This is a genomic window from Thalassospira sp. CA1, assembly GCF_059052855.1.
This window is the reverse complement of sequence record NZ_JBZCIA010000002.1, coordinates 218,664-240,548: the sequence shown is the minus strand read 5'-3', so window position 1 is coordinate 240,548 and position 21,885 is coordinate 218,664. Positions and strand designations below refer to the sequence as shown.

Below are 21,885 nucleotides of genomic sequence, written 5' to 3'. Positions count from 1 at the left end.
GTCACAGGGGAATAGCCCAACAATCACGAATGATCAATATGGCTGTCGCCTTGAACTTGCCCATTGCGCGAAATATCGATTTCACGCATTTCACGCCGCATGTAATCAAGAAGCGACTGAACCTTTGCACTGCGGGTCACACCACCCGGATAAACGGCATAGATCTCAAGATCCGGCAGCTTGCAATCAGGCAAAACCCGGATCAAGTCGCCGTTATCAATTTCCTGCTGAACATCACATAGCGGAACAACCGCCAATCCGTGACCACCCCGCAGGAATTGCAATCTGGCTGTCGCGTTATCCACCCGAACACTGCCCGACACGCGGATATTTCGGGTGCCGTCGGCGCATTGAAGCGTCAGCGTTTCAGGAACACGGCTATACATTACCCATTCATGTTCGGATAAATCATCCGGGCTTTCGGGCAATCCGAACTTGCTGACGTAGGACTTGCTGGCTGCGATGATCCTGTGGGTCTGATAAAGTTTGAAATTCTTGAGTTCCGAATTTTTCAATGGCCCGGAACGCACGGCAATATCAATGCCGCGACCAATCAGATCGACAACTTCGTCGCTGAGATGCACATCAATCGAGACACCCGGATATGTTTGCCGGAACCGGTCAAGGATCGGCACAATTCGAAGTGTGCCGAGATGAACCGAACAGGTCAGCGATATTTTGCCCACCGGATCGTCACGCAGTTCTTCGACGCGTTTTCGCGCTGCTTCGGCTTCGAGGGAAATGGTGCGGCAACTGTCGTAATAGCGTGCACCTGCATCGGTCAGGCTGAAACTGCGTGTGCTTCTGCGCAACAAAGGCACGCCAAGGCGGGTCTCAAGCTGGCGAATTTGATGGGAAATGGCAGCACGGCTGAGCCCCATCTTCCGCGCAGCCGCAGAAAACCCGCCTTCGTCAACAACACGGGCAAAAATCATCATCGCCCGAACTTCATCAAGTGCCGACATTTTATATGCTCATTAAATTTGACAATGTGTTCACTTTATCAATCTTTCGCAAATTCTGTCAGCCAGTTAGGATGAGTGCAAATGAATTCCACGCATGGAGGAACTGATGCGTATTTTGATGATTGTTACGTCGCATGATCAGATGGGTGACACCGGACACAAGACCGGTATCTGGCTCGAAGAGTTTGCTGCCCCCTACTACCGCTTCAAGGATGCCGGGGCAGAGATCACGTTGGCATCCCCCAAAGGCGGCAAGCCACCCCTTGATCCCAACAGCCAAGTGCCCGACGCCCTGACCGATGCGACCGAACGGTTTGAAAAGGACGAAGCGGCAAACGCTGTTTTCGCCAACACCGTCACCCTTGACGGTCTGAAAGCCGATGATTTTGACGCCCTGTTCTATCCGGGTGGGCATGGTCCGCTCTGGGATCTGGCAACTGATCAGAAATCCATTGCCCTGATCGAGGCGTTCGTCGCCCAGAACAAACCGGTTGCTGCCGTCTGCCATGGTCCGGCCGCCTTGGTGAACGCCAAGACGCCAGATGGCAAACCGCTTGTTTCGGGCAAACGTGTTACCAGCTTCACCAATGATGAAGAAAAGGCGGTCGGCCTAGAAAACGTTGTACCGCTGTCGATTGAGGACGAATTCAAGAAGCATGGCGCAACATTTGAGCGTGGCGATAACTGGGCTTCCTATGCGGTTGTTGATGGCAAACTTGTCACCGGTCAGAACCCGGCATCAAGCGATGCAACGGCCGATGAAGTCATCAAACTTTTGTCTGCATAAAACTGCTTGACCTTCCATCTACTGGAACCTCCATACTGCGTTCATAGACACTGATCATATAGAGAAATCTGATGGTGAAACTGAAGGTCGAAAAAATGAGCTGCGGTCACTGCGCAAGTGCCGTGACCAAAGCAGCAACCAAGGTCAGCGGCGTTGAAGGTGCCGAGGTTGATCTGGCAAATGGCGAAGTCGCTGTTTCCGGAAACCCGGACGTCAATGCCCTGATCGCGGCGATCACCGATGCCGGCTATCCGGCATCTGAAGCCCGCTAGACTAGTAGACACCCACGTTCGCGTCCCCCACCCGAACGTCAGAGCCGCCAGTATTGAAAATATGCTGGCGGCTTTTCTTTACCCTGCGTGCTCGTTTGTGCAACCATCGCCACAAACAGAGAGCGGCACCAAATGACTTTTCATATCACTGCCCTGTGCGGAAGCCTTCGCCAAGCATCGATCAACAGAACGCTCCTTCAAGCGGCACAAAAGATTGCTAGCCCCTTTGGCGCAACCATTCATCTGTTTGATGGTTTGGGCCATCTTCCGATCTTTAATCCGGACAATGAAGATACCGATGATCGCAATGTCGCGGCGTTTCGAGATGCACTTCGCCGCGCGGATGCAGTCCTGATCGCCAGTCCCGAATATGCCCATGGTGTCACCGGCGCGATCAAGAATGCCCTTGATTGGGTGGTGGCCAGTGGCGAATTCATGCAAAAACCAGTCGCCTGCCTGAATGCGTCCGGCCGGGCAACAATCGCACAGGCGGCATTGATTGAAACCATTCGCACCATGGATGCACACATCATCACTGACGCGTGCATAACGATCCCGCTGAACGGCAAGAACTTTGACGTTGATGATATCGTGCGCCATCCGCCCAGCCGGTCCTTACTTGAAACCGCGCTTCGACACTTAACGGCTGCTATTCCAAGCGAAATTCAAAACCAGGCCAATTAGTCATACAAAAAAAGCCGCCCAAACGGGCGGCTTTTTCTTTGGTCTGATGATTATAATCAGCCGAGGATTTTATCGCGTAGCAGCTTGTTGACCATGCCCGGGTTGGCCTTGCCACCCGTGGATTTCATGACCTGACCGACAAACCAGCCAAGCATCTTGTCCTTACCAGCACGGATCTCTTCAACCTTGTCCGGATTTGCGGCAATGACTTCGTCAATTTCCGTTTCAATCGCACCGGTATCGGTGATCTGCTTAAGACCTTTTTCCTCGACGATCTTTTCCGGATCGCCGCCGGTTTCGATCATGATTTCAAAGACGTCCTTGGCAATACGGCCAGAAATGGTGTCATCAGAGATCAGATCGATCAGCTTGCCAAGGTTTTCGGCCGTTACCGGGCTATCAGCAATCCCGACTTCCGCCTTGTTCAGCGCACCGAACAGGTTGGTGATCACCCAGTTCGCCGCCAGTTTGCCATCACGGCCCTTGGCAACGACTTCGTAGTAATCAGCCTTTTCCTTTTCGGCGACAAGAACACCGGCATCATATGCCGACAGGCCGTTTTCACGCATGAAGCGGGCCTTTTTCTCGTCCGGCAGTTCCGGCAGTTCTTTTTCGATTTCCGAAATGAACGCATCATCGAAAACCAGCGGAAGCAGATCCGGGTCCGGGAAATAGCGATAATCATGTGCCATTTCCTTGGAACGCATGGAGCGGGTTTCACCCAAACGCTGATCATAGAGACGGGTTTCCTGCTGGATTTCCCCGCCACCTTCAATCACTTCGATCTGGCGTTTTGCCTCGATCTCGATCGCCTGCATCACAAAACGGATGGAGTTGACGTTCTTGATCTCGCAACGGGTGCCAAAACCTTCGCCCGGACGGCGCACAGAAACGTTGGCATCACAACGCATGGAGCCTTCGTTCATGTTGCCATCACACGTGCCAAGGTAACGCACAATCGCGCGCAGCTTGGTCAGATACGCACCGGCTTCTTCCGGTGAACGGATGTCTGGCATGGAAACGATTTCCATCAGCGCCACACCCGAACGGTTCAGGTCGATATGTGAGTATTTCGGGTCCTGATCGTGCATCGATTTCCCGGCATCCTGTTCAAGATGCAGGCGTTCAATGCCAACCGACTTGGTCGAACCATCAGGCATATCCAGAATAATCGTGCCTTCGCCGACAATCGGTTTGTCGAACTGCGAAATCTGATAGCCCTGCGGCAGATCGGCATAGAAATAGTTTTTGCGGGCAAAAACGCTTTCCTTGTTGATCTTGGCCTTAAGACCCAGACCGGTTTTAACCGCCTGACGCACGCATTCTGCGTTCACGACCGGAAGCATGCCCGGCATGGCCGCATCAACGAGGCTGACATTGCTGTTGGGCTCGTTACCGAACTTGGTCGAAGCACCTGAAAACAGCTTGGACTTGGAAATCACCTGGCAGTGGACTTCAAGACCGACAACGATTTCCCACGGGCCGGTAGAACCTTCAAGAATATAGCTCATGGATCAGCCCTCCTGCCCGGCAGGTTTTGCGGTAAAGTTGGCAGCACTTTCGAGCACGCCCCCCACACGCAGAACTGTTTCTTCATCAAACGGCTTGCCAATCAGCTGAAGACCCAGCGGCAATCCTTCGGCCGAAAGACCGGTCGGCACCGAAATGCCCGGAAGACCGGCAAGGCTTGCCGGAACGGTAAAGACGTCATTGAGATACATCTTGACCGGATCACCTTCGTTTTCACCGATGGCAAAGGCCGCAGACGGTGCGGTCGGGGTCAGAATCGCATCGACCTGACCAAACGCACCTTCGAAGTCCTGATAAATACGACGACGGACTTTAAGCGCCTTGTTGTAATAGGCGTCATAATAACCAGCCGACAGCACATAGGTACCGATCATGATACGGCGCTGGACTTCCTTGCCGAAACCGGCAGCACGGGATTTCATGTACATGTCATCAAGGCTGTCGCCGTCATCCATGACACGCTGGCCGTAACGAAGGCCGTCATAACGTGCAAGGTTCGAAGATGCCTCTGCCGGGGCGACGATGTAATAGGTCCCCAGCGCATATTTGGTGTGCGGCAGGGTAACATCGACAACTTCGGCACCAGCATCGCGCAACATGGCAACACCGTTATCCCAAAGCTTGCTGATTTCTTCCGGCATGCCATCAACGCGATATTCCTTCGGAATACCGATTTTCATGCCACGGATGTCACCGGTCAGGGCCGCTTCGAAATCCGGAACGGCAATCGGTGCAGACGTGCTGTCCTTGGCGTCATGACCCGCCATTGAACCCAGCATGATTGCCGCGTCGCGAACGGTTTTGGTCATCGGACCGGCCTGATCAAGCGAACTTGCGAAGGCAACAATGCCCCAGCGCGAGCAACGACCATAGGTCGGCTTCAGACCAACAATGCCGCAATAGGATGCCGGCTGACGGATCGAACCACCGGTATCAGTACCGGTGGCTGCCAGCGCCATGTTGGCAGCAACAGCAGCCGCCGAACCACCAGATGAGCCACCCGGAACCAGATCCTTGCCGGATTTATCTTTCCACGGGTTGATCACGTTGCCGTAATAGGACGAGGTGTTCGATGACCCCATGGCGAACTCATCAAGGTTCGCCTTGCCCAGCATCACTGCACCATTGCCAAACAGGTTGCTGGTAACAGTGGATTCATATTCCGGTTTGAAACCTTCAAGGATGTGCGATGCCGCCGTGGTCTGGACACCTTCGGTGCAGAACAGGTCCTTGACCGCAATCGGCAGGCCTTCCATCTTGCCAGCACTGCCCTTGGCGCGCTTGGCATCGGATGCCTTGGCCATTTCCATGGCCTTTTCCGGGGTTTCGGTGATGTACGCATTCAGATTGCGATATGCGTCCATCGATTTCAGGTGTGCTTCGGTCAGTTCGACCGAGGTATAATCACCTTTTGCAAGCCCGTCGCGGGCTTCTGCAAGTGTCAGCTTTGTCAGATCAGTCATTATTCAACCACCTTGGGCACAACAAAACAGCCAGCATCGGTCATCGGTGCGTTTGACAGCACTTTTTGCTGGATATTGCCATCGGTGACTTCGTCCTTGCGCAGCGGCAGGGTCAGATCGGCAACAGATGTCAGCGGCTCGCAGCCTTCAACATCAACTTCTTGCAGTTCCTCGACAAAATCGAGGATACGGGTCAAATCTCCCGCCAGTTCGGAAAGGCCTTCTTCGGACACGTTGATACGCGAAAGATAGGCAATACGGCGAACTGTTTCCTTATCCAAAGACGACATGGATGAAAGTCTCTCTTAAGGAATGACAAAAAACCCGGCAGAGAGATATCTGCCAGAACGTGAATTACAGCGCGGAAACTAGCACCCCGCCGCCCCTGCCGCAAGGGTTCGAAGCAACGAAGAACGCCTGTTGTCGCGCTGTCTGGCAGATAAAACTCTCGCGCGCGAAAATATCACCTGCCCAGATCGGATCGGGCATACAAAAACAAACAGGCCGGCAACAAGAATGTTGCCGGCCTGTTTCGTGTTTATGCCCTGCCCCGTGTTACGCGACAGAATGCCAGATCGGCTTAGCCCGGGCTCATACCACGCAGACGTTCGGAACGACGGCGCAGCAGTTCCACGGTCAGAAGCAGCAGGATCGAGACAGATACAAGTATCGTCGCGGCTGCCAGAATGGTCGGCGAAATCTGTTCGCGCAGGCCGGTATACATCTGCCATGGCAGGGTTTGCTGACGGGCAGACCCGACAAACAGCACCACAACCACTTCATCAAACGAGGTGATAAAGGCAAACAGGCCGCCCGAAATCACACCAGGCAGGATCAGAGGCATCTGAACCTTGAAGAAGGTGGTTACCGGGTTTGCCCCCATGTTTGCCGCCGCACGGGTCAGTGACTTGTCAAAGCCAACCAACGTCGCGGTGACCGTGATAATGACAAACGGAATACCCAGAACAGCGTGGGCCAGGATCACCTTTACATAGCCGACAAATGCCTGGTTGAGCCCGAGATTAAGCTCAAGCCAGTTGCCCAGCGGTGCATAGAAGAAGAACATGCCGGTGGCCGAAATGATCAGCGGCACGATCATCGGTGAAATAAGCACCGCCATCATCGCCTGACGGCCCGGCACGTGCGACTGGCTAAGACCGATCGCGGCAAGGGTGCCAAGAGAAACCGAAATCAGCGTCGCAATTGGCGCGATGATTAACGAGTTCTTGAGCGGCACCATCCATTCGTCGGTCCCAAGGAAATCGCGATAATGCTTGAGGCTGTACCCCTCTGCCTTGAAGCTCAGCATTTCTGGCGTGAAGGTAAAGAAGTTCTCGGCATTGAAGCTGAGCCAGATCACCGGCAGAAGCGGTGCGATCAGGAAGAAGAACACAAACGCACAGATAAACAGAAATGCGTTGTGCCAAAGAACCTGACCCGGCGTGTAATAGATCGGAACGCCAGCACGATATCGACCGCTTCCAACCCAGTTGGCAAACCAGCCCATCGAAATACCGACAAGGAAGCCACCAAACAGGCCGCCAAGCCCACCGAAAATCATGCCTACACCGCCGAAAAGCACGCCAGTTGCCAGCGTTTTCTGTTTGCTTTTTACCTTGATGATTTTCGAGAACACAAAGGCCAGTGCCGCACCGACCACAGCACCGATGACGAACCCGACCCACGGGCTGCCAAAGATGTTGCCGGTAATGAAGCCGAACATCGCGCCCAACAAGGCCACCAGCGGCATCGTGAAGGTCATCAATTCGGGCCGTCTTACGTACGAGATTACTTCATTCATGTTCTTAGCCCCCCAACTTCACGTTATCGATGCCCACAATCTTGTCATAGCACCAGTAAAGGCCAAGAACGACGACGAGAAGGATAGACCCGAGTGCGGCCGCAAGGCCCCAGTTGAGCGAACTTGAAATATGATAGGCAATTCGGTTGGAAATAAAGACACCATCCGTACCACCAACGATTTCCGGCGTGATGTAGTAACCGATCGCAAGAATGAACACGAGGATCGAACCAGCACCAATACCCGGAACTGACTGCGGGAAATAGACACGCCAGAAGGCCGTCCAGTTCGTCGCACCAAGTGACTTGGCCGCACGTTGATAGCTGGGCGGAATGGTTTTCATCACCGAATACAGCGGCAGGATCATGAACGGCAGCAGGATGTGGGTCATCGCAATGACCGTACCTGTTGCGTTATTCATGAGAACAAGGCGATCCGCATCGTTAACGAAGCCAAGCCAGACAAGGATTTCGTTGATTACCCCTTGCTGCTGCAACAAAACTTTCCAGGCCGACGTTCGCACCAGAAGCGACGTCCAGAACGGCAGCAGAACCAAAATCATCAGGATACTTGCCGTGCGCATTGGCAGATTGGCAAGCAACCATGCCACCGGATAGCCAAGAACAATGCAGCTTGCAGTAATGATCAACGCCATGATCAACGTACGCATGAACAGCGTCGTATAAATCTGCTGATTCTCGGGCTTCATCACGATACCGTCGGGCGTCAGCGTCATATCGACGGAATTCAGGAAGTAGCCCGGGGTCATGCTTGGCGAATAGAGCTTGATGGTTGCCCAGATATCAGCAGAGCCCCAATCTTTGTCTTCTTCGATGAAAGCTTCGCGGAAACCGAATTGCGGAAGCTGATCAATATTCGCAGCCGCCGCCTGCAAGGCGCCTGCGCCCGCACCGTTATAGCTGTTGATCGCCGAAACCGTATCCGGATTGGTCAGGTCCATACCAAGGGCGCCATAAACGGACTCCCACGGATCTTCCTCGGCGACGGTGTCGCCATCACGGATCGCCGCCCAAAGGGCAAAGTCGGTATAGGCGCGTGCGGTCCAGGGCAGCAGTTGAATGATTTCTTCTGACGGCACAAAGCCGACATCACCACTCATGTCTTCATCAGACATCAGCGCCATCAGTTCACGGCGTGTTTCAAGGAAATCTTCGCCGCCTGTGCCCGACATCATTTCGAACCAGAAAGAACCTTCTTCGAAGTTCGGATCGATGTCTTCAAGCGGATCCTGCCAAAGCTCACCGATGTCATCAAGTGACCGCCCCGTGGTGCGGAACAAGGATGACAATCCGGATTGCTCGTAGTTCAGGCGAGAACCAAGACGGGTATGCTGTTTGGCTTCTTCTGCCTTGAATAAATCAATGTAAAGATTGCGGTAGACGTTTTCGTGCGGCGGTTCCCCGCTTGATCCATCCCACTGGGAAAGCGCAATCACGGTTCCCGGGATCGTATTCGGCACAATGTCGTTTTCAACCGACCGGAAAAGCATCGAGAGAATCGGTACGATAAAAGTCACGACCACAAAGATCAAAAGTGGCGCAACCAGCATGAGCGCGCGCATTTTCTGGCGCATCAATGCCCTTCGTAGACTTTGTTTTAGCGGTCTGCCATCAGCAGCTAACACTACTTCTTGAGATGTATCACCCATTACGCCCCCGTAAGCCTGCCCCGGTGTTTTCGGTCTATTGTTTCGACCGGCAATTTATTGTTTAGCGAATTGGTCGGTAAAGGGGGCCGCGAACGGCCCCCTACCCTTAGCTCTTATTGAGCAAGCCAAGCCTGGAATTTGGCATCGATGTCGTCACGGTAGTCAGCCCAGAACTCGTAGTTATAGAGGAACGTGTTCTTGGCGTTTGCCGGATCGGTCGGCATGTGCGGAGCCATGTCGATACCGAGTTCGGCGTGCTTACCAACGAGCGGAGCCGAGGAGAAACGAGCCGGACCGTACGAGATGTAAGCAGCCTGGTCAGCAAGACGCTGGGTGTCGGTTGCGAACTTCACGAAGTCCAGAACGCGGTTCAGACGATCTTCCGGAAGACCGGACGGAATGATCCAGCCGTCAAGGTCAAAGACCTGCGCGTCCCAAAGCATGGCGATCGGCTGATCCTGTTCTTCGATTGCGGAGAACAGGCGACCGTTGTAGGTCGAACCCATGAAGACTTCGCCGTCAGCCAGAAGCTGCGGGGTATCTGCACCAGCACTCCACCAGATAACGCTGTCTTTGATGGTTGCCAGTTTGTCGAGAGCGCGCTGCTGACCTTCCGGAGTTTCAAGAACGCTGTAAACTTCGTCCTTGGCAACACCGTCGCAGAGCAGAGCCCATTCCATGTTGTTGATCGGGCGTTTTTCAAGCGAACGCATGCCCGGATAGGTTTCCGTGTCGAACAGGGCACAGATATCGGTCGGTGCCGGAGTTCCAGCCGGAACCATGTCTTCGCGGTAACCAAACGTAGTCGAATAAACGATCTGCGGGATGAAGCAGTCACTTACGAGGAGATCACCGAAGTCATCTTCTGCCGAGGTGCCATCCGGCGCTTCTGCAAGAACTTCGTTCGGGTCGATTTCCATTGCGAGGCCTTCATCGCAAAGGCGCATTGCATCAGCAGCAACCACGTCAACCAGATCCCAGGTCACGTTGTTGGCTTCGTTCATTGCACGCAGTTTTGCAACAGCTTCGTTCGAGCTTTCATCCCAGGTGATCGAAACACCCGGGTTCATTTCCATATAAGGCTCAGCATAAGCCTTGATCTGGCTGTTCTGATAGGCACCGCCCCAGCTGACCAGCGTCATGTCGGACGCCATGTGGTCGTCGGCATAGGCTGCGCCTGCCGCCACAACAAGCAAAGCTGTTGATGCTGTAAGGGTTTTAATAAGCTGCATTAATAGACTCCCTGATTGTTTCCCGGACTATTCGTTGAGGACCAGCACCCGGGCGTACCGGTCCTGTATCTGCCTGACTAAAAGTTACGACGCGTCAAGCGCGCGGCAATCTTCTGCAAGCCAGCCAATCTCGATTTCCTGACCCGGCTTCAGACGCACCTGGTCCGGTGCGTTCCTGGTCTTGATGATAAACTCATCATTGCCGGCCACACGCAGGCGTGTACGGAAGATGTCACCCATATAGATGAATTCCAGTACCTCGGCCTTGAGCGTATGCGCATCTGCATGCAGGCGATCACGGTTGTATTCAACACGTTCAGGACGGATCGAAACGCGTGTACGTTCACCCACCTGGCTGACATTGACCGGAACGGCGTCAATGATTTCGCCGCCATCAAGCTGGACAACACAGGTGTTGCCCTTGATTTCCTTGATGACGCCTTCGAGCGTGTTGTTTTCGCCAATGAACTGCGCGACAAAGCTGTTTTCGGGCTGTTCGTACAGTTTATCTGGCGGTGCAAGCTGCTGAATGCGGCCGTCGTCAAACACGGCGACGCGGTCGGACATGGTCAATGCCTCGGTCTGGTCGTGGGTGACGTAAACCGTGGTAATGCCAAGTTGATGGGCCAGATGCGTGATTTCAAACTGCATCTTTTCGCGAAGCTGTTTATCAAGCGCACCGAGCGGCTCATCCATCAGAACCAGTTCAGGTTCAAACACAAGCGCACGGGCCAACGCGACACGCTGCTGCTGGCCGCCGGAAAGCTGTGCCGGACGACGGCCACCGAAGCTTCCCATTTCAACCATGTCGAGTGCGCGTTTGACCTTCTCTTCCTGTTCCGCTTTGCCCAGTTTGCGGACCTCAAGCGGGAAAGCCAGATTTTCGGCAATGGTCATATGCGGAAAGAGCGCGTAGTTCTGGAAGACCATGCCGATACCACGCTTGTGCGGCGGGATATCGTTGATCGAAACGCCACCAAGGCGGATATCGCCGTGGGTCGCGGTTTCGAAGCCGGCAAGCATCATAAGACAAGTCGTCTTGCCAGACCCTGACGGACCAAGCATCGTCAGGAACTCGCCTTTAGGCATTGTTAGGTTGAGATCTTTAACGACGAGTGTCTCGCCGTCATAACTTTTCTGTACACGTTCAAACTCAACGAACGCTTCATTTGATGCACCGTCGGCCAAACCCTATACCCCCTGATTTGTCATTGTTTGTTCAGCGTTTTCGCTTTTGGTGATTTTTGTATGCGGAAATCAACTGGAACCTGTCGAGCATGACGGTTCCCGAACCCCGTGGATAGAAGCATTGCGACACTCACGTGTAATAGGTGCGCTGCCTCCTTCTGTTTTCTTTCTCTCAAGATGATCTGCGCATTCGGTCTGCCTGCTTCGCCCTGCATATTTCGATTTCGATCAATTTCGGCAGTGCGATATTAAAACAAACCTGCTGAGGCACTTCAACCCCTCATCATTCAGAAAGATTTTTACGTTAGGAAGTCCGCCATTCTTGGCTGCATTTAGAATAAAATGCGCCCACACACTCAACTCGGCGTCGTTTCTTCCATAAATCGGAAAACGATACATTTGCTTTGCGCTGGCAATTTCGCAAAAAGACTCCTATAAGGTCGCCATGATTTGCAATGACACTCAGGAATTGCTGCGGTTCTTGCCACCGGCAGCACGTGTATTGGGCCTTGATTTGGGCACCAAAACAATTGGCGTAGCCCTATCAGATGTAGGGCTGCAGATTGCCTCACCGTATGAGCTGATTTCACGAAAGAAGTTCACACGCGATATTGCCCAGCTTTCGTCGATTATCGACAAACAGAATGTCGGCGGCATTATCATCGGCTTCCCGCGCGAACTAGATGGTTCGATCGGCAAGGCGTGCCATCGCGTCTATGCCTTTATCGACGAAATGGAAAAGTATATCGACCTGCCGGTTTTGATGTGGGACGAGCGCCTGTCAACAAACGCGGTCGAGCGTATTCTGATTGAAGAAGTCGATATGACCCGCAAACGCCGCGCTGAAGTCGTCGACAAGACAGCTGCTGCCTATATCTTGCAAGGCGCACTGGATCATTTGAACCGCCATACTGATCCCGGCGAGAACGCCGAAGCCGACGATGACGATATCGAGACTGAAGAAGACTGATAATTGTCAGCCCGCCCTGACCAACAAGATCAAAGCTGCCTGTTCATTCAGGCAGCTTTTTATTTGGCTTTGATCACCATCAACACCCCGAAGAACTTTGAAGGTGGGATGATAAGCATACCGTCTTTTTCTACAGCCCCCATTGCGACAGCTGCATCGGTAATTTTCGCGATGTCATCGACAATCAACTCAAAGCCGGCAAATCCGTCTGTCGGGAATGCGGTGTCCTCTACCCCATAACGTGAAATCAGTTCGTCGCCATGCAAGGCATCAACAATCGCGTCGACTCCGATTTCCTCATAGAAGTCGCGTACCGCCTCGGCCGCCCAGTGATCAACAAGTACCTTGCCAATCGCAACAGCCCCATTCTGATGGCTTTGATAGTCAGGGAAATAGAAATTCTGCACCGGGTGACGATGTTGACACACAAACGTCACTGCATGTCGCAACAGCGGATGGTTGGCATAAGCCAACGAAAAGGCAACGCCGACTGTTTCACCGTCAGGCGTCTTGGCATCGCGTTCAAAGTGAAATACCGGCGGCACTGCGGCACCGGCTGCGATAAATTTTTGTCTGTCCTGCTCGGCATCGCTCGATTGCAGGGCCAGCATAGACATGCCTTCGCGATGACGCAGATAGTCGCGGTTATAGATCGGAAACGAAAATGGCTGGGCAAGGTCCGTTTCGGCAATCTTGTCCGGATCAATCACGGCAAGAAGTTCGATATACATGCCGTCAAGCTGGATCAGGGCATTACCGGTACCAAAGGGATGAACTGCACGCGGGGTCACTGTGAATCCGAGCTGCGTATAGACAGCTATCGCGGCATCAAGATCATTCACACATAATACAATGTGATCAATCGCGCGTGACATGGCGTCCCTTTCCTTGAACATTCAGCGAGCTGGACGACTTTGCAGAACAAACAGTCTATCGACGCCAAAACCTGTTGGATGTGCTGACTATCACATCGGAAAACACCGGCAAAGAACAACTCGACACCAACTGAATTTTAGTCATCTATGCCAATTAGATATTGCGAGCGTATTTCGCCCTGCTCAGATCGGTGATAACAGTATGGTGACGTTGAAAGTTCTTCTTCATTACGTGATGAAAGCTACCTGATGCTTGCCATTCTCTCAGCACTTCTGCCGACCTTTGCCCTGATCGTTGTCGGGTATGTGCTGCGCGAACGGCGTTTCTTGCCCGACAGTTTTTGGCCAGGTGCAGAGAAACTGACTTATTTCATCACCTTCCCGGCCCTTCTTTTTTCCAACACCGCCAAAGCAGACCTTGGCAGCCTGCCATTGTTGGGGATTGCGACGGCAATGCTGGGCACGATTGCGATCTGTACCGCACTGATCCTTGTGGTGCGCCCCGTTTTGAAGGTTTCCGCACCAACATTTTCATCGCTGGTGCAAGGCGCCATTCGGCCAAACACCTATATCGGGCTTGCCGTTGCCGCGGCCTTGCTTGGCACACACGGGCTAACCGTTACTGCCCTTTGCGTCGCATTGGTCGTGCCGACAGTTAACGTGATATCTGTGTTGGCCTGCGCCCATCTGGGTGAAAATGATCGCAAGCCCGGCGTTTTGTCATTGCTGCGTGATGTGGCAAAAAATCCGCTTTTGATGGCATGCGTGCTGGGCAGCCTGTTTAACGTTCTGGGAATTGGCTTGCCGCCGATCATTGGCCCCTTCCTTGAGGTGCTTGGACGCGCGGCCCTGCCCATCGGGCTGCTTGCCGTTGGTGCCGGGCTTGATCTATCGGCTGCCCGGCGCGCAGGTTTCCCGGTCGGGGTTTCCAGTTTTGGAAAACTGGTGTTGAGCCCTGCGATTGCCGCGGGTCTGTGCCTTATGCTGGGACTGCCCGATATCGAACTTGCGGCGGTGGTGCTTTATGCGGCACTGCCCTGCTCTGCCAGTGCCTATGTTCTTGCGCGCCTGATGGGGGGCGATGCCCAGATGATGGCCAGTATCATCACCGTTCACACCTTGCTTGCGATTATCACCATGCCGGTGATCGCCATTTTGACCCAAGCCGTCTGATCGCCGATCGTCTGGCCTTCGCCGCCTGAAACCTGACCGATCAGTCAGGAAATTTGATGCGATTGCATCGGTATTACCGGCAATATTTAACTTTTCGTGACAGGGGCAATTCGTTATGCTCCGCCCGAAATTTTTCAAAGATCATCCAAGGGAAATGTGCAACGCCATGAGCGTCATGGGACCAGCGGCGGATCATTATCCGCACCCACACCTCCTCGGGATCGAGGGTCTTACCCCCGGGGAAATCACCCTTATTCTGGACCGCGCCCAGCACTATGCGGAAAAAAACCGCTCCGCAGACAAGACCAGCAATATTCTGGCCGGCGCGACAGTTGTTAATCTGTTTTACGAAAACTCCACCCGGACGCTGACATCGTTTGAACTGGCAGCCAAACGTCTGGGGGCTGATGTCATCAACATGACGGTCGGCACCAGTTCGGTCAAAAAGGGTGAAACCCTGATCGATACGGCGATGACCCTTAATGCGATGAACCCGGATGCACTGGTTGTTCGCCATGGCGACAGTGGCGCGGTCAAGCTTCTGAGCGAAAAGGTCAACTGTGCGGTTTTGAATGCGGGCGATGGTCGCCACGAACACCCGACCCAGGCACTTCTTGATGCCCTGACCATTCGCCGCCACAAGGGACGCCTGCATCGCCTGAATGTTGCGATCTGTGGCGATATTGCCCATTCGCGTGTCGCACGTTCCAATATCCTGCTTTTGAACACCATGGGATCGCGCGTGCGCCTTGTCGCCCCGCCAACCCTGATCCCGTCGAAGATCGACCGGATGGGTGTCGAGATTTTCCATAACATGGAAGAAGGCCTGAAAGACTGCGACATCGTCATGATGTTGCGTCTGCAGCTGGAACGCATGGAAGGCAGCTTCATCCCGTCGGTTCGCGAGTACTTCCATTTCCACGGGCTTGACCGTGCAAAGCTTGCCAACGCCAAACCAGATGCCCTGATCATGCATCCCGGCCCGATGAACCGCGGTGTCGAGATCGACAGCGAAGTGGCTGATGACGTTGAACGTTCCGTCATCCGCGAACAGGTCGAAATGGGCGTCGCCGTGCGTATGGCAGCGCTTGAATTGCTTGTGCAGAACCACAGAAAGATCGGAGGTCAGGCATGAGCCCCGCCATTCGCGCCAAAGGTGCCGGCAAAAAAGCCTTCATCAATGCAAGGCTGCTTGATCCGGTCAAACAAACCGATGAAACCGGTGGCCTCCTGATTGAAGATGACACCATCGTCAAAAGTGGCCCGGACATCACCGAAGGTACTGTTCCCGAAGGTTTTGAAGTCATTGACCTTGGCGGTGCATGCCTGGCACCTGGTCTGGTTGACATGCGTGCCCAATTGCGCGAACCGGGATTTGAGCATCAGGAAACCATCGAAACCGCTGGCAAATCGGCGGCAATCGGTGGCGTCACCACCATTATTGCCCTGCCCAACACCGATCCGGTGATTGATGACGTGGCCGGTGTTGAATTCATTGCCCGTCGTGCCCGCAAGGTTGGCTTGGCCAAGGTATTTGTCTATGGCGCCGTCTCCAAGGGCATCGAGGGGCAGGAAATCACCGAGATGGGCCTGCTTCATCAGGCCGGTGCGGTTGCCTTTTGCGACGGGATCAAGACCATCGCCAGTGCACGCCTGCTGCGCCAGGCCCTGTCCTATTCGACGTTCTTTGATGGCATGATCGTCCAGCACCCTGAGGAGCCCGAGCTTTCCAAGGGTGCGTCGATGAATAGCGGCGAACTGGCAACCCGCCTTGGCCTGTCGGGTGTTTCGCCACTGGCTGAAGTTATTCAGATCGAACGCGACTTGCGACTGGTTGAAATGACCGGCGGGCGGCTGCATTTCGCCCATATTTCGACCGGTGAATCGGTGGAAGTCATCCGCAAGGCAAAGAAACGTGGCCTTAAAGTCACCTGCGATACCGCACCGCCCTATTTCGCACTGAATGAGAATGCGGTTTCGGATTACCGAACCTTTGCCAAGCTGTCTCCGCCGCTTCGCTCAGAGGATGACCGTCAGGCGATTGTTGCTGGCCTTGCCGATGGCACGATTGATGCCATTGCATCGGACCACAACCCGCAAGATGCCGACTCCAAACGCCTGCCCTTTGCGCAGGCGGCTGCTGGTGCCGTCGGGTTTGAAACGCTGCTTCCGATGTCGCTGGAGCTTTATCACAACGGGCATATGTCGCTGCTCGATGTGATTACCAAACTGACCCGCACACCAGCCGAACTGGTTCGCATCAAAGGGGCCGGAACACTGGCAGAGGGAACCGCGGCCGATCTGGTGATCTTTGATCCGGATCGCCCGTGGAAAATTGATCCTTACCAGTTCCATTCGAAATCGAAAAATTCACCGTTTGACGGCCGACTGACACAGGGACGCGTCCTGCGTACCCTGATCGATGGCCGCGAAGTCTTCTCGGAAGGTGCCTGAAATGGAACTTGATGCCACCTATAAGGCAATGTTGATGTCGCTCCAGGTTGCGACGGTCTGTGGGTACCTGTTGGGTTCTATCCCGTTTGGTCTGGTTCTGACCCGCATGGCAGGGCTTGGCGACATCCGCCAGATTGGTTCCGGCAATATCGGTGCAACGAACGTTCTGCGTACAGGTCGCAAGGGATTGGCCTTCCTGACCCTGATCGGCGATGCAGGCAAAGGCGCCTTTGCAGCACTGCTGTTCACCCACCTTTACGGTGCAGAGCAAGGCATCTTTGCCGGTGGTGCCGCTGTTATTGGCCACATGTTCCCGATTTGGCTGCGGTTCAAGGGCGGCAAAGGGGTTGCGACCACCCTTGGCACGCTTGCCGCCGTCAACTGGATCATGGGCCTTTGCGCTGCATTGACGTGGTTGGTGATGGCGCTGATTTTCCGGATTTCTTCGCTTTCGGCACTCATCGCTATGATCGCAGCCCCGTTGGCCGCGTTCTTCATCGCCAATGATCCTGGCGCTGGATGGCTTGGTGTATTCTTGGCTGTCATTGTCTGGCTTGCCCATCACGCCAATATCAAACGCCTGATGCGCGGTGAGGAACCCAAGATCGGCCAGAAGAAAAAGCAGGCTGACGAAGAAACCCCTGCTTCTTAGGCGCAAGATACCCCTTCGAATAGCTTGACGAAATAACGCCCGGATGACCACAATCCGGGCGTTATGCATTTACCAAACCAACAACCATCGCGATTATCGCAATCGGAACGTCTGGCACGCATGCGACTAGCGCGCGGCACCAATGTCGGACCGGTCACCTTTCGCAAATTGCTGGAACGGTTTGGTTCAGGCCGAAATGCCATTGATGCCCTGCCCGATGTCATTGCCCAAGCAAACACCACGCGCAAGATCAAGATTGCCAACCGCGACGAGACGGTTACGGAAATTGAGGCCGCAAAGGCATCGCGCGCCCGACCGATCATTTTTGGCGACCCTGAATATCCGCCACTTCTGGCGCGGATTGATGATGCCCCGCCCTATTTTTATGCCATCGGACGGATTGAGCTTCTTGGAAAATCTGCCATCGGGATCGTTGGTGCGCGCAATGCTTCGGCAACGGGATGCGGATTTGCCCGTAAAATCAGTCATGAGCTCGTAAACGCGGGCTATGTGGTTGTGTCAGGGATGGCACGCGGCATCGATGGCGCAGCCCATGCGGCGGCCTTGCAAAGCAACCATAATGCAGGCGGCGGTACGATTGCTGTTCTGGGTGGCGGTGTGGATGTCGTTTATCCCCGCGAACATCAGGACCTTTATGCGCAACTCTGCGAACAGGGTTGTGTGGTGTCAGAAATGCCGCCCGGACTTCAACCACAGGCAAGGCACTTTCCCCGTCGCAACCGCATCATTTCCGGAATGTCATTGGGTACGGTTGTCATTGAGGCCGGTCGAAATTCCGGATCGCTTATCACCGCCCGCTTTGCCGCCGAACAGGGCCGTGATGTGTTTGCCGTTCCGGGCTCCCCGACCGATCCGCGCGCAGCAGGTCCGAACAGTTTGATCCGTGATGGCGCAATCTTGTGCGACTCTGCCGACGTAATTCTGGATGCCCTTCGAACTGCCGAGCAAAACAGTCATCTGTTTGAACAAAATCACACCTTCAACACAGATGCGCGCGACGCAATCTCTGACACCTCAGCCGAGGCATATTACGAGATAACGGCATCACTGGAACAAGACGCGGTCATTCTGGGTGAAAAGAAAACCCGGCAATCAATTGAATTAGAAGAACTTTCTGACGAAACCGACGCCAACGAAGACTCCGTCAAAGAGATGGAAAAACTCTTTGATTTGCTATCTGCTAGCCCCCTTCTGATTGATGAGCTCATTCGTACGTCTGACTTGCCCGCCGAGCAGGTTTCAACAATTTTGATTGAGCTCGAACTTGCAGGAAGGGTTGAACGTCACCCCGGAAATAGGGTATCGCGTATCGCCAAATGAGAGTCGCGTCGGATATGGATGTGACAAATATTGTTGTGATTTGCCGCAATTTGCGCAATTTGATCTGAAAAACAGCGACACACTATAATATATGTGTGCAGACTTTCAGGTTACGGACCACACAGCATAATGACCGCCTTCGGGCGCAAGAACCGGACACGAAAAACGTAATGAATCTTGTCATCGTCGAATCCCCGGCCAAAGCCAAGACGATCAATAAATATCTCGGCGACGATTATAAGGTACTGGCCTCGTTTGGTCATATCCGCGATCTGCCGTCCAAGGATGGTTCGGTCGATACCGACAATGATTTTGCAATGGTCTGGGAAACCGATGGCCGTTCCGAAAAGCAGATCAAGGAAATTGCTTCGGCGGCACGTGACTCTGACACCATCTATCTCGCGACTGACCCGGATCGCGAAGGTGAAGCCATTTCCTGGCATATTCTTGAAGTTCTCGAGCAGAAAAAGCTGCTCCGCGGTCGCGATGTACATCGCGTCGTGTTCCACGAGATCACCAAGAAAGCTGTCACCGAAGCCATCGCAAATCCCCGCGAACTTAATCAGGAACTGGTGGATGCCTATCTTGCGCGCCGTGCGCTTGATTATCTTGTCGGCTTTAACCTGTCGCCGGTTCTGTGGCGCAAACTGCCCGGTTCGCGTTCGGCTGGCCGCGTGCAATCGGTTGCGCTCCGCCTGATTTGCGAACGCGAGATCGAAATTGAGGCCTTCAAACCCGACGAATACTGGTCGCTCGAAGCTGGCTTTGCCGTTCCCGAGGGCAAGTTTTCCGCACGTCTGACCCATCTGAACGGCGAAAAGCTTGATAAGCTGGCACTTGGTGATGAAAGTGCTGCCAAGATCGCCAAGGAAAAGGTAGAAAGCCGCAGCTACACCGTTTCAAAGGTTGAGCGCAAAGACGTCAAACGGCGTCCGCAGCCCCCCTTCACCACATCGACACTGCAGCAGGAAGCATCGCGTAAGCTGGGCTTTGGCGCGAAACGCACCATGCAGCTTGCCCAGCGCCTTTATGAAGGTGTCGATATTGGCGGCGAAACGGTTGGTCTGATCACCTACATGCGTACCGATGCTGTGGTCCTGTCACAGGAAGCACTCGCCGCCGCACGCCGCCTGATTGGCAAGGATTATGGCGATCAATACCTTCCGGCCAGTGCGCGCAGCTTTGCCAACAAGGCAAAGAATGCGCAGGAAGCCCACGAAGCCGTCCGCCCGACCGATCTGTTCCGTCGCCCGGAACAGGTTTCGCGTCACCTTGATAAGGACCAGTTAGCACTTTACACCCTGATCTGGAAACGGACCGTCGCCTGTCAGATGGAAGATGCCCGTTTCGATCAGGTCGCGGTTGATCTGTCATCGAATGACAATCATGTCGTGCTGCGTGCCAATGGTTCCGTTGTGAAGTTTGACGGCTTCCTGAAACTTTATCAGGAAGGCAAGGATGACGAGGCCGAGGACGAAAATGATCGTCGCCTGCCGCCGCTAAAAGAGGGCCAGAAGCCCGACCTTGGCAAAGTCAGCATCGATCAGCACTTCACCCAGCCCCCGCCCCGCTACACCGAGGCGAGCCTGGTCAAGAAGATGGAAGAACTCGGCATTGGCCGTCCGTCGACCTATGCGTCTATCATTTCGGTTCTTCAGGACCGTAACTATGTGTTGCTGGAACGTCGCCGTTTCGTCGCACAGGACCGTGGCCGTCTGGTAACAGCCTTCCTGTCGAAATTCTTTGAACGCTATGTCCAGTACAACTTCACGGCCGATCTGGAAAACCAGCTTGATGAAGTTTCCATGGGCAAGCTGGAATGGAAAGACGTTCTCAAGGATTTCTGGAAGTCGTTCAAAGGCAATGTCGACGAGGCCAAGGAACTCAAAATCACGGACGTCCTTGATGCCCTTCAGGTGATGCTGGAAAACTATCTGTTCCCGCCGCGCGAAGACGGAACAGACCCGCATAAATGCCCGAAATGCACGGATGGAACGCTTAGCCTCAAGCTCGGCAAGTTTGGCGCCTTCCTGGGCTGCTCGAACTATCCGGAATGCAATTATACCCGGCCGCTCGTTGCCAATGAAAACGGCTCCGAGTCCGAACTTGATTCCGGCCCCAAAGTCCTTGGCATTGATAAGGAAACCGGCAAGGAAATCACCCTTCGCAAAGGCCCGTATGGCGTTTACGTCCAGCTTGGCGAGGAAGAGGAAGTCGAAGGCAAGAACGGCAAACCGAAAAAGGTCAAACCGAAACGCACGTCCCTGCCCAAGGGATTGGAGCCATCCGTTGTTGACCTGACCAAGGCCGAAGAACTTCTGACCCTGCCACGTGTTGTCGGGATTTATCCCGATACTGGCGAGGAAATGAAGGCCAATATCGGCCGTTTCGGTCCGTATGTTCAGGCGGGTAGCATTTTTGCCTCTCTCAAGGCCGACGATGATGTTCTGACGATCGGTGAAAACCGGGCGATCACCTTGATCGCGGATAAGCGTGAAAAGTCCGGCACGGAAATCGGCAAGCATCCCGATGATGGTGAACCGATCTTTGTCGCCGTTGGCCGCTGGGGACCGTTTGTTAAGCACAAGAAAACCATCGCCAATATCCGCGATGTAGAACGTGATGACATCACCCTTGAAATGGCCATCAAGGCCATCAAGGAAAAGGAAGCCAAGTCGGGCAAAACGACCAAGGCCGCGACCAAGAAAACGGCAACCAAAACCGCAACGGCTAAGAAAAAAGCCCCTGCGAAAAAGAAAACGGCTGCAAAGAAACCCGCAGCGAAGAAGACAACCACGAAAAAGGCGGCGGCGAATTAATCGCCGCCTT

General features: G+C 54.0%; 19 protein-coding genes. 10 read left to right on the top strand and 9 right to left on the bottom strand.

From position 1 onward, the window contains the following. Positions 1–23: 23 nt before the first annotated feature. A complete protein-coding gene (locus tag AC5Q5A_RS05165; RefSeq protein WP_493894574.1) occupies positions 24–965 on the bottom strand; it encodes a LysR family transcriptional regulator in 942 nt (313 codons plus the stop codon). Positions 966–1,071: 106 nt separating this feature from the next. Here AC5Q5A_RS05165 and AC5Q5A_RS05160 point away from each other — a divergent pair, with 106 nt between their 5' ends. From AC5Q5A_RS05160 to AC5Q5A_RS05150, 3 genes are all read left to right on the top strand, one after another. Next, a complete protein-coding gene (locus AC5Q5A_RS05160) occupies positions 1,072–1,752 on the top strand; it encodes a type 1 glutamine amidotransferase domain-containing protein (RefSeq protein ID WP_286792106.1) in 681 nt (226 codons plus the stop codon). Positions 1,753–1,823: 71 nt separating this feature from the next. Then, positions 1,824–2,024 carry a heavy-metal-associated domain-containing protein gene (locus AC5Q5A_RS05155; protein WP_008890769.1) on the top strand — a complete coding sequence of 67 codons (201 nt, stop codon included), beginning with the start codon at positions 1,824–1,826 and terminating at the stop codon, positions 2,022–2,024. Between the two features lie 132 nt (positions 2,025–2,156). Continuing rightward, positions 2,157–2,708 (top strand): NADPH-dependent FMN reductase, encoded by a 552-nt coding sequence (locus AC5Q5A_RS05150; RefSeq protein ID WP_493894573.1) that lies wholly within the window; start codon positions 2,157–2,159, stop codon positions 2,706–2,708. Positions 2,709–2,764: 56 nt separating this feature from the next. Here the strand turns inward: AC5Q5A_RS05150 and gatB are convergent, their stop codons facing one another. The 7 genes from gatB to AC5Q5A_RS05115 form a co-directional block, all read right to left on the bottom strand. Beyond that, positions 2,765–4,219, bottom strand: a complete 1,455-nt coding sequence (gene gatB, locus AC5Q5A_RS05145; protein WP_493894572.1) for an Asp-tRNA(Asn)/Glu-tRNA(Gln) amidotransferase subunit GatB — start codon at positions 4,217–4,219, stop codon at positions 2,765–2,767. Between the two features lie 3 nt (positions 4,220–4,222). Continuing rightward, positions 4,223–5,701 (bottom strand): Asp-tRNA(Asn)/Glu-tRNA(Gln) amidotransferase subunit GatA, encoded by a 1,479-nt coding sequence (gatA, locus tag AC5Q5A_RS05140; protein ID WP_493894571.1) that lies wholly within the window; start codon positions 5,699–5,701, stop codon positions 4,223–4,225. After that, positions 5,701–5,991, bottom strand: coding sequence for an Asp-tRNA(Asn)/Glu-tRNA(Gln) amidotransferase subunit GatC (gene gatC, locus AC5Q5A_RS05135; RefSeq protein WP_008890773.1), 291 nt, complete (start codon positions 5,989–5,991; stop codon positions 5,701–5,703). The genes gatA and gatC overlap by 1 nt, the downstream gene beginning before the upstream one ends. Positions 5,992–6,281: 290 nt before the next feature. Further along, positions 6,282–7,502 (bottom strand): ABC transporter permease, encoded by a 1,221-nt coding sequence (locus AC5Q5A_RS05130; RefSeq protein ID WP_040823753.1) that lies wholly within the window; start codon positions 7,500–7,502, stop codon positions 6,282–6,284. Between the two features lie 4 nt (positions 7,503–7,506). Next, positions 7,507–9,096, bottom strand: a complete 1,590-nt coding sequence (locus tag AC5Q5A_RS05125) for an ABC transporter permease (RefSeq protein ID WP_493894570.1) — start codon at positions 9,094–9,096, stop codon at positions 7,507–7,509. 188 nt (positions 9,097–9,284) lie between these two features. Then, positions 9,285–10,403, bottom strand: coding sequence for an extracellular solute-binding protein (locus tag AC5Q5A_RS05120; protein WP_493894569.1), 1,119 nt, complete (start codon positions 10,401–10,403; stop codon positions 9,285–9,287). Between the two features lie 84 nt (positions 10,404–10,487). Continuing rightward, positions 10,488–11,591: an ABC transporter ATP-binding protein gene (locus tag AC5Q5A_RS05115; protein ID WP_008890777.1), complete on the bottom strand. Its 1,104-nt coding sequence runs from the start codon at positions 11,589–11,591 to the stop codon at positions 10,488–10,490. A 445-nt stretch (positions 11,592–12,036) separates the two neighbouring features. On the opposite strand from AC5Q5A_RS05115, the gene ruvX reads away from it, so the two are divergent. After that, positions 12,037–12,561: a Holliday junction resolvase RuvX gene (gene ruvX / locus AC5Q5A_RS05110; RefSeq protein WP_493894568.1), complete on the top strand. Its 525-nt coding sequence runs from the start codon at positions 12,037–12,039 to the stop codon at positions 12,559–12,561. Positions 12,562–12,620: 59 nt separating this feature from the next. On the opposite strand, the gene AC5Q5A_RS05105 is transcribed toward ruvX, so the two are convergent. Then, complete coding sequence (locus tag AC5Q5A_RS05105; protein ID WP_493894567.1) at positions 12,621–13,436, bottom strand: VOC family protein; 816 nt, start codon at positions 13,434–13,436, stop codon at positions 12,621–12,623. A gap of 249 nt (positions 13,437–13,685) precedes the next feature. On the opposite strand from AC5Q5A_RS05105, the gene AC5Q5A_RS05100 reads away from it, so the two are divergent. The 6 genes from AC5Q5A_RS05100 (at position 13,686) to topA (ending at position 21,875) form a co-directional block, all read left to right on the top strand. Next, the gene (locus tag AC5Q5A_RS05100) at positions 13,686–14,609 is read left to right on the top strand and encodes an AEC family transporter (RefSeq protein WP_493894566.1); all 924 of its coding nucleotides are present in this window, start codon (positions 13,686–13,688) and stop codon (positions 14,607–14,609) included. Positions 14,610–14,784: 175 nt separating this feature from the next. Continuing rightward, complete coding sequence (locus tag AC5Q5A_RS05095; RefSeq protein WP_086013196.1) at positions 14,785–15,744, top strand: aspartate carbamoyltransferase catalytic subunit; 960 nt, start codon at positions 14,785–14,787, stop codon at positions 15,742–15,744. Next, positions 15,741–17,063 (top strand): dihydroorotase, encoded by a 1,323-nt coding sequence (locus AC5Q5A_RS05090; RefSeq protein ID WP_493894565.1) that lies wholly within the window; start codon positions 15,741–15,743, stop codon positions 17,061–17,063. Before AC5Q5A_RS05095 ends, AC5Q5A_RS05090 begins: the two co-directional genes overlap by 4 nt. A gap of 1 nt (position 17,064) precedes the next feature. Continuing rightward, on the top strand, positions 17,065–17,715 hold the full coding sequence (gene plsY / locus AC5Q5A_RS05085; RefSeq protein WP_493894564.1) for a glycerol-3-phosphate 1-O-acyltransferase PlsY: 651 nt from the start codon (positions 17,065–17,067) through the stop codon (positions 17,713–17,715). A gap of 63 nt (positions 17,716–17,778) precedes the next feature. Beyond that, the gene (gene dprA, locus AC5Q5A_RS05080; RefSeq protein ID WP_493894563.1) at positions 17,779–19,056 is read left to right on the top strand and encodes a DNA-processing protein DprA; all 1,278 of its coding nucleotides are present in this window, start codon (positions 17,779–17,781) and stop codon (positions 19,054–19,056) included. A 170-nt stretch (positions 19,057–19,226) separates the two neighbouring features. Then, a complete protein-coding gene (topA, locus tag AC5Q5A_RS05075) occupies positions 19,227–21,875 on the top strand; it encodes a type I DNA topoisomerase (protein ID WP_338181322.1) in 2,649 nt (882 codons plus the stop codon). The last annotated feature ends 10 nt before the right edge of the window (positions 21,876–21,885 follow it).

What these genes read in the sequence shown, in the direction of transcription:
- AC5Q5A_RS05165 (WP_493894574.1), bottom strand. Translation starts at nt 965, where the DNA reads ATGTCGGCACTTGATGAAGTTCGGGCGATGATGATTTTTGCCCGTGTT.
- AC5Q5A_RS05160 (WP_286792106.1), top strand. Translation starts at nt 1,072, where the DNA reads ATGCGTATTTTGATGATTGTTACGTCGCATGATCAGATGGGTGACACC.
- AC5Q5A_RS05155 (WP_008890769.1), top strand. Translation starts at nt 1,824, where the DNA reads ATGGTGAAACTGAAGGTCGAAAAAATGAGCTGCGGTCACTGCGCAAGT.
- AC5Q5A_RS05150 (WP_493894573.1), top strand. Translation starts at nt 2,157, where the DNA reads ATGACTTTTCATATCACTGCCCTGTGCGGAAGCCTTCGCCAAGCATCG.
- gatB (WP_493894572.1), bottom strand. Translation starts at nt 4,219, where the DNA reads ATGAGCTATATTCTTGAAGGTTCTACCGGCCCGTGGGAAATCGTTGTC.
- gatA (WP_493894571.1), bottom strand. Translation starts at nt 5,701, where the DNA reads ATGACTGATCTGACAAAGCTGACACTTGCAGAAGCCCGCGACGGGCTT.
- gatC (WP_008890773.1), bottom strand. Translation starts at nt 5,991, where the DNA reads ATGTCGTCTTTGGATAAGGAAACAGTTCGCCGTATTGCCTATCTTTCG.
- AC5Q5A_RS05130 (WP_040823753.1), bottom strand. Translation starts at nt 7,502, where the DNA reads ATGAATGAAGTAATCTCGTACGTAAGACGGCCCGAATTGATGACCTTC.
- AC5Q5A_RS05125 (WP_493894570.1), bottom strand. Translation starts at nt 9,096, where the DNA reads ATGCGCCAGAAAATGCGCGCGCTCATGCTGGTTGCGCCACTTTTGATC.
- AC5Q5A_RS05120 (WP_493894569.1), bottom strand. Translation starts at nt 10,403, where the DNA reads ATGCAGCTTATTAAAACCCTTACAGCATCAACAGCTTTGCTTGTTGTG.
- ruvX (WP_493894568.1), top strand. Translation starts at nt 12,037, where the DNA reads ATGATTTGCAATGACACTCAGGAATTGCTGCGGTTCTTGCCACCGGCA.
- AC5Q5A_RS05105 (WP_493894567.1), bottom strand. Translation starts at nt 13,436, where the DNA reads ATGTCACGCGCGATTGATCACATTGTATTATGTGTGAATGATCTTGAT.
- AC5Q5A_RS05100 (WP_493894566.1), top strand. Translation starts at nt 13,686, where the DNA reads ATGCTTGCCATTCTCTCAGCACTTCTGCCGACCTTTGCCCTGATCGTT.
- AC5Q5A_RS05095 (WP_086013196.1), top strand. Translation starts at nt 14,785, where the DNA reads ATGGGACCAGCGGCGGATCATTATCCGCACCCACACCTCCTCGGGATC.
- AC5Q5A_RS05090 (WP_493894565.1), top strand. Translation starts at nt 15,741, where the DNA reads ATGAGCCCCGCCATTCGCGCCAAAGGTGCCGGCAAAAAAGCCTTCATC.
- plsY (WP_493894564.1), top strand. Translation starts at nt 17,065, where the DNA reads ATGGAACTTGATGCCACCTATAAGGCAATGTTGATGTCGCTCCAGGTT.
- dprA (WP_493894563.1), top strand. Translation starts at nt 17,779, where the DNA reads ATGCATTTACCAAACCAACAACCATCGCGATTATCGCAATCGGAACGT.
- topA (WP_338181322.1), top strand. Translation starts at nt 19,227, where the DNA reads ATGAATCTTGTCATCGTCGAATCCCCGGCCAAAGCCAAGACGATCAAT.